This is a genomic window from Spiroplasma endosymbiont of Megaselia nigra, assembly GCF_003987485.1.
Lineage (GTDB): Bacteria > Bacillota_I > Bacilli_A > Mycoplasmatales > Mycoplasmataceae > Spiroplasma.
In genome coordinates, this window is record NZ_RCOO01000043.1 from 1 (window position 1) to 8696 (window position 8696).

Genomic DNA, 8696 nt, shown 5'->3' on the forward strand with positions numbered 1-8696 from the left:
GCGATGTTTGTTCAATTTCTTTTACTGTATTTTTTCGAAATTCTGCAGTATATGTTTTAAATTTTTGTTCTTTTCCTGCCATTAAAAAATGCACCTCCTCTAAAAGTTTAGTAAAGTTCTTTTTTAATTTTACTTACTTTTTGGGGTGCAGTCTTGTTTTTCATTCTTTATTAAAAAAAAGCAACAATTCATAACAATATTTACTTATCGCATGATGAATATATTAATGATGTTAAAAAATGAAATAAATGATATTCAAGCCGCAAAGAAAAGGATATAATAAATAAAAGTTTATAAACCTTTTTTACTAATACTTACTTTTTGGGGTGCACTCTATCCACTTGCTTTTTTAATCGCACGTTCAATAACATCACGTGGAACTTGTTTTGATTTTGCTTTATCAATTGCATTCCGTAATGCTAAATTAGCATTGGGATCAGCACTTCCTTCGCGTGCTGCTAAATAAATTTCTCGAGCAACACGATTATATAATACTGCTTTTTTCGCAGCTGTTGCTGCCATTGACTGCTTGCGAACTTCAAATGCTCTTCCCATTTTTTTCTTTCCTTTACCACCTAATTTTTTCTTATATATTATACCGTTAAAATTAAATAAAGTTAGTGATGATAAACCATTAAGTATCCATTTTCTGCACCATAATATTGAGCAATTGTTCGAATAATCTTAAACCCGTGCTTTAAATATAATTGTTGAGCAACCAAATTATGTTCATTTACTTCTAAAAAAATTTGTTGATATGAAAAATGTGTTAGAATATATTTTAACATTTGTTGACCATAACTTTGATGGTGATGACGCTTTTTAACCGTTAAGCGTATTAATTCAAAATCATCCCCACTATGCATTAAAATAAAATAACCATAGAGATTATTTTTGACAATTAATTTATAAACAAGATAATTTGTGTTATTAATCATTTGAATTAAATTACGATATTTATAATAATTATGTGGATAATTTTCTTGTTCTAATAAAAATAATAATAAAGCATCACTATTATTAACTGGTTTTAAAATAACCATTTAACTTCAATCCTTTTTTAAATACTGTGGCTCTAAAGCAAAAATATCTTCAACTAATGTAAAATGTTTTTTTAGAACAAGATAATTTTGAACAAAATCAATTTCTTGTAAATCATAACGAAAATCATAACCTGGAAATTGCTTTGTAATTTCAATACAAGTTTCATAATCAAGAACTTGCCTTGGAATCACTTCTACACCATTACTAATTACCGCAAAATACCGTTTTCCACTCCGCGCATCAAGCATTGAAACAACATTATCTAGCCCCGCCTGATAAAGTAATGTATTAATTGTATAAACATTAATCGCCGGATTAATTACTTTAACTGTTTTCACAATTGTCATTGGAATCCGAACACCAGTATAACTACCTGGACCAGTTGTTAAATAAAAATTATTAATGTCTTTTAATTTTAATTGATGCTGACCTAATAACTGGGTAATTGTTGGTAATGTTGCTTCAGTATGACGACGAGCATGGTTTTGGTGAACTTGACCAATGATTTTTTGTTCTTTTTCTAAAATTAAAATTAAAAAATCAGTACTAGTATCAATAAATAGATTTAACATCTTATCCCTCTTTTCCTAATGCGCTTTGTAAATTTTTATTGTTGGTTTTAATCGTAAAAATTCGTTCATCCTCATTAATTATCTTAATGGTAATTTTAATTATCTCGTACTTTGAACTTAACTGGTTACTAATTCCCGCTGGTCATTCAATAATATTAATACTATCAGAAAAATGTTCAAAATACATTTCTCACTCTTCTTCTTGTTCTAAACCTAACAATCGATAGCAATCCATATGATTAATAATAACCTGCTGATTTGTCCCATACTGTTGCATAATTAAAAACGTTGGTGAAGTAACGGGAGTAGTTACCCCTAACCATTTTAATAAATATTTTGTAAAAGTTGTTTTCCCAGCGGCTAACGTTCCATCTAATAATAAGCATAAATTAGGATGTAAAAACGGAGCAATTTTTTCAGCTAAAAGTTTTGTTGCTATCTCATTTTTAACAATTATTTTCATCAATATCCCACTCTCTTTTACTAATTATATCTAGGAATTAATTATTGTGCTAGACTTTTAGAAAAATATGTAATAATTAAAGTGCAGAAAAATTAGAAAGGTTGTTATAAATAAATGAAAGATATTTTAATTATTGGGGCTGGGCCGGTTGGATTATATGCTTGGAGTTGTGCTGGCATGTTAGGATTAAGTGGCTATATAATTGAAGGAAATGATAGTCCTGGTGGACAACCATGAGAATTATATCCAGAAAAATCATTATATGATATGCCCGGATTTGGTGAAATCAAAACTAAAACATTTATTGAGAATTTAATTAACCAAGCAAAAAAAAATACGGGGCAAATAACATACATTGGTAAAACTAACATTAGTAATATCCTTACAACAACTGATGGATTTACTATTACTTTAACAACTAATCAAACATTTACAGTTAAAACAATTTTAATTACAAGTGGAAATGGTGTTTTTACCCCCATTCACCTAGAACATCTTGACCCTCACCAGGAATATGAAAACTTATGATACGCTGTTAAAAACCCAACCCTTTTAACAAACAAGAAAATTGTTATTCTTGGTGGTGGTGATAGTGCTGTTGATTGGGCAAATCATTTGATTGAAGATAACATTAGTAAAGATGTTACAATTATCCATCGTCGAACATTATACCGAGCTAAAGAAAACAATGTCCAAAAATTACAACAAAATAAGGTGACCGAATTAAAACCTTATCATGTTAAAACAGTTGAGACAATTGATAATAAAATTACCGCTTTAACATTAGAACATGAAACAACACATAAACTATTAACTATTACAGCTGATTATTTTATTGTTCAATATGGAGCAAAAGTTGCACCAACAATGTTGCAACAATTAACTTTAACAACAACTCCAATGCGAAAAATTATTATTGCACCAACTGGGCAAACAAGTCATCCTCATATCTTTGCGGCTGGAAATAGTGCTTATTATGAAGGAAAATATTATAATATGGTAACTGGATTTGGTGAAGCTATTAATGCGCTTTATAATATTACAAAAATTATTCATGGTCAAAAATACCATCCTGGTTATTTAAGTGATATTAAAAAATAAGTTAGGAATAACTTATTTTTTTAGCCTGTTAACTTATAAATTTCTTTATTTGGTTCATCCTTCTCTATTTTTTTCGTATTTTTACGTAAAGTTTCTTCTCGTTCTCACATTTTTTGATATGGCATTTCTGGTTCCGTTAAGGTAATAAAATCATCTTCATATTTTTTACGACGTAGAATTCGCATTTTATCTTGGCGTTTAGTTCAAATTTTATAAACAAGTGGTAACCGTAAGAAGATCCCACGAACAGAACCGGGTGCTCAAAAGATTGAATTAGCAAAAATAACAAACAAGGAAGCAAAGATTAAACCAAAGAAGAAATTTAATAATTTTTGTCATCCTCAAACTGGCTGTAAATCAATATTATAAATTTGATTAGGATTATGTGTTTTTGATAAAAATAAATAATTAACTAAAATAGCAATAATCATTGGCACTAACAAAATCATTCAATTTCGAAAAACGCCTTTAAAGTTACTATTATAAGTTAAAAATATTCAATTATAACATCATAAGTATAAAAAACGCAAAAAACTCATTAAGCAAGTAATAATTAAAATACTATATAATGCAGCTGCTAAATTATTAAAGCCAAAACGTCATAGTAAAGCACTAAAAAAACAAAAGACAATGTTAAGACAGCCAATAATGAAAGTCGGAATTGCGGTTTGTTTATAATTTGCTTTAGCATATACCAAAACATTTGCAGGTTCAGCTAAGACAATAAAAACAGAGCTTAAAGCAACTAATAAGGAAAAGGTTGGCTGATAAAAGATGCTTTTAAAAATTTCACGTTCCTGTGATGTTCATGGATTTAATTTTGAATCACTAGTTCGAATTTGTTCAATAATTTGTGGCGCATACAATGTTGTCACAAAATATGGTGATAAAATAAACTGGTTAACAAACAAGAACCCAGCTATCATAAAAGCGTATGTTTCAAATTTCATATAACTCTGTCAATCAACCCGACCATTTTTTGCTGTTCATGTGGCAAAAAACTCACGGAAGGAATTAATTAAAATCATCGTAATGCTACGAACTCCAACCGTAATTGTCATATATAGCGATAAGGTTGATGATATTCGTAACCCTAATAACAGCGCCGTAATAATAACATCACCATTAATTAACAATGTTTCGCCAATATTTTTAAACACAACAATATTACTTGATTTAACTAGTTGCATGTTATCGCGTTGGCGAGCAATACGAACTCAAGGATAATGTAACTTAATAAATAAATAAACTAAACTTCCTTTCATAACAGAATAAAGTAAGAAAATTAAAAAGACAAAAACAGGATACACTGCAATTGAAATTAAGTAGAAAACAATTGAATATGAGATTAAATCACAAATCATTAAAATTAAACGACGTAAATGATTATTTTGATCAGCTTGCATTAAGTTTTCATATGCTGCCGTTCAAAATAATGCAATTAAGTTTTTTGACCCAATAATAAATACAATTAAAATCATTTTTCATAACAGATAACTAATTGTTTCATCATTTTGTAAAATACTAAAATTCTTTTCAAATAAATAAATATAAGCACTATACCCAACAGCAATGGCAATTAATAAAATAATACCAATATACCCCGATATTTTATATTGATGCTTTGCTGTATTAACCATTTCATTTGCTTTAATTCAATCTTTTTGTAACAATGGTTTTACTAAAAAAATAACAGTAGTGGCTCCTAAGCCACCCTCCACTGTTCCTAAAAAAGCAACAATTGCAACGCTATTCTTTACAAACCCATTAAACTGCGAACCATAACTACGAATTAATAAATACATTAGCGTAAATTGAAAACATGTTCCAATTAACGAAGTAAAAGCCCCGATTAAAATACTAAAAATTCCTCTTCTTGTTGACAATTACTTCACCTCGTTCCTAATATTTTTATTTTATAATATTTTCTGGAATTTTAATAATTTTTTCATTTAAATAACTTAAATAATCTGGCAATTGATGAAAGATTAAGGTTGTTGCATATAAAGCAATCATATACTTCTTTGTTTCTTGTTTTGCTCCATATTTAACATCATTAATAATGGGGTGATGTAAATAACTTAATGAAGCCCGAATTTGATGCTTACGGCCAGTTATTAATGTTGCTTCCAATCACGTTGCATTTGATATCTGAGCTTGAATTTTAAAATGTGTTTTAACTACTTTAGCATGTGGTTGCTCTGTTTTAGTAAAAACCATTTTTTGTTTATCTTCATCTTTATATAAATAACCACTAAGGGTAAAATCAGTTTCTTGAATAATTCCCTCACACTTTGCTAAATATTTCTTTTCAATAAATTCTTTTCGGTTAATTTTAGCTAATAACAAATCTAATGTAATTTTATTTTTCGCATATAGCACTAATCCTCGTGTTAATTTATCTAATCGATGAACATGGGAAATGATAAATGACTGTTCATCCTGCGGATGATATTCATCTTTTTGGATTAAATAATGTTGCACCATAGCATCTAATGAAGTATGAAACTTTGAGTGCATTTCTACCCCATGTGGTTTATCAACAACAAGAATATTGTCATCTTCATAAACAACTTGTAATGGTAATGGTGCAACATTATTATAAGTTGCTGTCTGGTTTCGTTCTGTTACAACTAAATTTTTATCAAAAATAATAATTTGGTCTCCTAATTGAAGTTTATAATTTCGTTCTTTCATTACTTTGTTATTTACTTTAATTTTTTTATTACGAAATAACTTATAAATAACTGATAACGGAGTTGTTTGAAACATTTTTTTAATAAAATTAAAAATTGTTTGATTAACATCATTTGCTTTAACTGTTAAAGTAACAACTGTTTTTGGTTCCATACTTCCCCCGTTTTCCTAGTATTAATTATATAATGAAAGTTAACCATTATCCGAAGAAAAAACATTCTAAACTATTATTTTAGAATGTTTATCATTTTTTGTTTTCTGTTTTTCTTCAACTTTTAAGATATTTGCTTTAATTTCTGCAATTTCAGCCACATCTGTAATTTGATTAAATAAATGATATAACATATAATTTTTTTCTTTTTCTTTCAAAAGATGTTTATCGAAGAAAGCGACTGTCTCATCAATTGTTTTCATTAACTCATAAGCTTGTTCACGAGTAATGCTATTATTTGATAATGGTTTTTTCACCAATGTTGGTAATTGTGTTACAAAAGCATAGTCTTCCAATGCTTTTTCTTTTTCAGTATAATAGAAAATTCGAAAAGGACTCACTTTTGCTCCAATTGTTTTAATAGCATTACGAACACCAGTAACTTTTGTTGATAACATATTTTTGATAAAGACTGCAATAATAACAGTAATTGTCCCAATTGGAATAATAATTGAAACAATCAAGTCTAAATCAACACCAAATTTTGTTGCAAACATTGCTTTAATTAAAGTATAACCATTTTGAATTAGTAAAACAGTAATAAAGAAACTAAAGTTAGTTGCTTTTCATCATTTATGTGGAACTAAAACTTCTGTTTGACGGTTCAACACGTATCAGAAGAAATATGACACTAAGACTAATAAAATTCCATATATTAAAGTAATTAAGGTTGTTAAAAAGTTAAAAAAACTAAAAATTATTGTTGAATTTGTTAAAAAGTTTAAATACATTCGCGGATTAAAAATAACATAATCATTTGGAAAAGTTGTTGATAATCCATAACGAACTTCAAAGCGATGACGTTGTGCTATTTTAATAATAATGACAATATAATAGCATAACGCAATCAAGGCAATAGTCCCTTTATTGATGTTAATTTCGGATCATATAAGTTTTTAATCCCAACAGTAATATCATATTTGCTATCAATATTACTAATTAAATCATAAACTTCTAAGCGACTTTTTAATTCTGTTTTACGAAGCCCTCGCCCAAGCTGTTGTAAATAAACTGTTTTTGAATTTGTTGGTAGTAATAAAATAATAGTATTAATTTCTGGTACATCAATTCCTTCATTAAACATATTAACAACACATAAATAATTAATTCGCCCTATTTTAAATTCATGTAAAATCTGCGCGCGGTGGTCACGATTTTCAGATGTTAAGTAATCTGCTCGTAAATGGTTTGTTCGTAAAAATGTTTCTACCAATTTAGCATGTTCAGTTGTAACACAAAAAATTAAGGCAGCTGGTTTTGCATATAAGCCAATATATTTATCAATCATTTTTAATAATAACTCATTTCGAGCATTCGTATTTAACTTTTTAAAAAGTTCATTATCAGCGTTTAAATTAACGCCATTTAAATCAACCGTATTATCATCAATACAATAATAATCAAATGGACATAATAAACGTTGATTAACTGCATCTCATAGTCGTAATTCTTCGGCATATTCATCAAGAAAATATTTTTTAATGGAATTACCATCTTATCGTTCTGGTGTTGCTGTTAATCCAAGTACTTGTTGTGGTTTAAAATAATTAAAAACTTGGTTAAAGGTTGTAGCAGCAATATGGTGTGCTTCATCAAAAATAACCACATCAAAATGATTTGTCGCAAACTGTGCTAACCGACTTGCCATGGTTTGAATAGTTGCAAAGATATGCTTTTGATTCTGTATTATTTTGCCCTCATACATTACTTCTCCAAAAGTTTGATCCATCAAAACATTGTGAAAAGTTTGTAAGGCTTGGTCTAAAATTTCTTTCTGATGAGCCAAAAACAACAACTTCAAGGGTTGATGATTATTTTCTTGTAATTGGTGTAAATAATCAAACGCAGCAACAACAGTTTTCCCCGTTCCCGTTGCCATAATTACTAAATGTGCTTGTTTACCACAACGACGACGATACTGTAATTTTGCCACAATTGCTTTTTGAAAATCATATAAGTATTTTCTAATGGTTAAAATTTCAGTTGCAGTATGATTAAACATTGTTGCAATTCGCATTGATTGATTTTGACTAATACGTTCTAATAAATGATTACGTGCGATTTCATCATTAAAATCAACTAAAACTTCATTTCATAAATGCTCAAATTCATCAATTATTTCCGTAACTAAATTAGGATTATTTTTTGTTGTTAACTTAATATTTCATTCTCGCCCAGTAACCATTCCTTTATAAGTTAAATTTGAAGAACCAAGAATTACGGTTGAAATACCATGGAATCGTTTAAAAAGGGAAGCTTTAATATGAATTCGTTCACTTCGTTTTTCTAAATTATCTTCAACTTTGACTTGGATATTATCATAAGTTGTTACTAAACGGGTCAATTCTAATAAATTATTGTATTCTGCTAAATCATCAAAAGTTGTTGTAATAATTCGAATTGGAATTTTTTGCATTCAGCAATGTTTAATTGATGCTTCAATTTTATTAATAATTGCCTTTGAAATAAAAGGAAAAACAAAGCATACTTCATCAGCAGTACACATTTAATTATTTAATTCAACTAATAATTTTTGCTGATTTTGATTTGTAAAAAACTTTTCTCCCATTTATTATCATCTCTCTTCTGGTAATTATTAAATAAAATA

The 8696-nt window shown here is 28.3% G+C and carries 9 protein-coding genes and 1 pseudogene; 1 reads left to right on the plus strand and 9 read right to left on the minus strand.

From position 1 onward, the window contains the following. Positions 1-336: 336 nt before the first annotated feature. The 4 genes and pseudogenes from D9R21_RS02925 to tsaE all read right to left on the minus strand — a co-directional run. Positions 337-555 (minus strand): annotated as a pseudogene (locus tag D9R21_RS02925) (YebC/PmpR family DNA-binding transcriptional regulator); the annotation flags it as partial. Positions 556-617: 62 nt separating this feature from the next. Then, positions 618-1043: a GNAT family N-acetyltransferase gene (locus tag D9R21_RS02930; RefSeq protein WP_126821030.1), complete on the minus strand. Its 426-nt coding sequence runs from the start codon at positions 1041-1043 to the stop codon at positions 618-620. Continuing rightward, entirely contained in the window at positions 1044-1616 is a 573-nt protein-coding gene (gene tsaB, locus D9R21_RS02935; protein ID WP_126821031.1) for a tRNA (adenosine(37)-N6)-threonylcarbamoyltransferase complex dimerization subunit type 1 TsaB, read from the minus strand. Position 1617: 1 nt separating this feature from the next. Continuing rightward, complete coding sequence (gene tsaE / locus D9R21_RS02940; RefSeq protein WP_126821032.1) at positions 1618-2079, minus strand: tRNA (adenosine(37)-N6)-threonylcarbamoyltransferase complex ATPase subunit type 1 TsaE; 462 nt, start codon at positions 2077-2079, stop codon at positions 1618-1620. Positions 2080-2193: 114 nt separating this feature from the next. On the opposite strand from tsaE, the gene D9R21_RS02945 reads away from it, so the two are divergent. Next, positions 2194-3180: an NAD(P)/FAD-dependent oxidoreductase gene (locus tag D9R21_RS02945; protein ID WP_126821033.1), complete on the plus strand. Its 987-nt coding sequence runs from the start codon at positions 2194-2196 to the stop codon at positions 3178-3180. 20 nt (positions 3181-3200) lie between these two features. Here D9R21_RS02945 and D9R21_RS02950 read toward each other — a convergent pair whose 3' ends face one another. The 5 genes from D9R21_RS02950 to D9R21_RS08270 form a co-directional block, all read right to left on the minus strand. Beyond that, positions 3201-5066 (minus strand): transporter, encoded by a 1866-nt coding sequence (locus D9R21_RS02950; protein ID WP_126821034.1) that lies wholly within the window; start codon positions 5064-5066, stop codon positions 3201-3203. A 25-nt stretch (positions 5067-5091) separates the two neighbouring features. After that, complete coding sequence (locus D9R21_RS02955; RefSeq protein WP_126821035.1) at positions 5092-6030, minus strand: pseudouridine synthase; 939 nt, start codon at positions 6028-6030, stop codon at positions 5092-5094. A 66-nt stretch (positions 6031-6096) separates the two neighbouring features. Next, on the minus strand, positions 6097-6939 hold the full coding sequence (locus D9R21_RS02960) for a hypothetical protein (RefSeq protein ID WP_241568706.1): 843 nt from the start codon (positions 6937-6939) through the stop codon (positions 6097-6099). Then, complete coding sequence (locus D9R21_RS08265; protein WP_241568707.1) at positions 6897-7376, minus strand: helicase-related protein; 480 nt, start codon at positions 7374-7376, stop codon at positions 6897-6899. The genes D9R21_RS02960 and D9R21_RS08265 overlap by 43 nt, the downstream gene beginning before the upstream one ends. Positions 7377-7583: 207 nt before the next feature. Then, positions 7584-8594, minus strand: coding sequence for a DEAD/DEAH box helicase family protein (locus tag D9R21_RS08270; RefSeq protein WP_241568708.1), 1011 nt, complete (start codon positions 8592-8594; stop codon positions 7584-7586). Positions 8595-8696: the final 102 nt, after the last annotated feature.